The organism is Arcicella sp. GW458-12-2-14-TSB2 (genome assembly GCF_059423785.1).
Genome location: NZ_JBWKYN010000341.1, coordinates 1 through 1,729, shown reverse-complemented (window position 1 = coordinate 1,729; position 1,729 = coordinate 1). Strand labels below are relative to the sequence as shown.

The following is a 1,729-nucleotide window of genomic DNA, read 5'->3' as shown; positions in this document are numbered from 1 at the left end:
CAATAACCACATCCTCATTTTAACTTTTTTAAAAGATGTGGGTAATCAATAGGACTTAAGTCACCCACTAATAGAAAGGGTTAACCTTACACTCATGCCATGAGTATTTTTTATAATTAATTATCAAAGCCTATACCCTTCGGTTCAAAACTAAATAAAAATTCCGAAAGCTTAGGAGGCTTTCGGAATTTATTATCAGGGAAACTTTGGAAACTTACTAAAGTCTGGCTTGCGTTTTTCTAAGAAGGCATTTTTACCTTCTTTCGCCTCATCCGAAAGATAATAAAGCAGTGTGGCATTGCCTGCTAATTCTTGAATACCTGCCTGTCCGTCTAGTTCAGCATTGAATGATGATTTCAACATTCTTAGTGCTAATGGACTTTTTTCTAAAATCTTCTTACACCAAGCTACGGTTGTTTCTTCTAGTTGCTCTAATGGTACAACCTTGTTAACTAGACCCATATCTAATGCTTCTTGTGCATTGTATTGGTCGCATAAAAACCAAATCTCACGTGCCTTCTTCTGACCAACTACTCTTGCCAAATACGACGCTCCAAAACCCCCATCAAACGAACCTACATTTGGCCCTGTTTGTCCGAAACGAGCATTCTCAGCCGCAATTGACAAATCGCACACTACGTGCAAAACGTGTCCGCCACCGATAGCCCAGCCCGCTACCATCGCCACTACTGGCTTAGGAATAGAGCGAATTTGTTTTTGTAAGTCTAGCACATTTAGTCTTGGTACAGTATCATCACCGATATACCCTCCGTGTCCACGCACAGATTGGTCACCACCAGAACAAAATGCTTTTCCACCCTCACCTGTCAAAATAATTACGCCAATTTCTTCTGTATCACGGCAAATATTCATGGCATCAATCATTTCTTTTACCGTCAAGGGCGTAAAAGCATTATGCACTTGCGGACGATTGATTGAGATTTTGGCGATTCCTTCATGAAAAGTAAATAAAATCTCTTTGTATTCTTTAAGGGTTTCCCACTGCATATTATTATAATATTAAAATGTTTAAGCTATTCTAAAGTAAATGAACCCAAAATTAATCACTCATTTACAAAGCTCCAATTATTCTTTGTTAAGCTCTTCGTTATAATGTACATCCCACGTGTGGTCGGCGAGCAATAAACACTTTGCCAAGTACCGACTATATTTAAAAGAACGTCCCCATTCGTTGGGTGCTATCAACGATAGTAAATCTGTACCATTCTCTTTCTCGTACATATAATAGGTTTCGTTGATAATTGGTTCAAAGCCGATAGCGGCATCATAAATACGTTCAGATATTTCTTTACGTTGTGCTAATAGTTTAGCCTGACGTGCGAGTGTCTCCATCTGTTCGTACAACTGATTCATCTGTCTATCAGTCTGTTGACGCATCGCCAGTACCGACCTCCCTTTGGTTTTGCCCAAATCCTCTGGTTTGATAACGGCACTCCCCGTGGTATGTGCATAAGGAAGTAGCCCCGGATTTTCGGCTACTTTATCTTTATTGATAGGGTTTAAAAATTTATCTTCAGATTCTGCCATGGCTTTGTATTAATTTATTGAATGATGATTGTCCAGAACACGTAGTGCTGCCTGTTTTAATAAAATTTGATAATGGTATTACACTAAAACTGCTAAAAACCTCTAACAAAACTAATAAATATGGATAATATATTTATTATTGATTAATAATATAGATAATAAATCTACAAAATAGATAAAA

General features: G+C 37.7%; 2 protein-coding genes. Both read right to left on the bottom strand.

The features are described 5' to 3' along the window. Nucleotides 1-195: 195 nt before the first annotated feature. On the bottom strand, nucleotides 196-1,008 hold the full coding sequence (gene menB / locus AC07XN_RS24300) for a 1,4-dihydroxy-2-naphthoyl-CoA synthase (RefSeq protein ID WP_309922733.1): 813 nt from the start codon (nucleotides 1,006-1,008) through the stop codon (nucleotides 196-198). Nucleotides 1,009-1,086: 78 nt separating this feature from the next. After that, entirely contained in the window at nucleotides 1,087-1,548 is a 462-nt protein-coding gene (locus AC07XN_RS24295) for a DUF2452 domain-containing protein (protein ID WP_309922736.1), read from the bottom strand. Nucleotides 1,549-1,729 lie beyond the last annotated feature (181 nt).

What these genes read in the sequence shown, in the direction of transcription:
- menB (WP_309922733.1), bottom strand. Translation starts at nt 1,008, where the DNA reads ATGCAGTGGGAAACCCTTAAAGAATACAAAGAGATTTTATTTACTTTT.
- AC07XN_RS24295 (WP_309922736.1), bottom strand. Translation starts at nt 1,548, where the DNA reads ATGGCAGAATCTGAAGATAAATTTTTAAACCCTATCAATAAAGATAAA.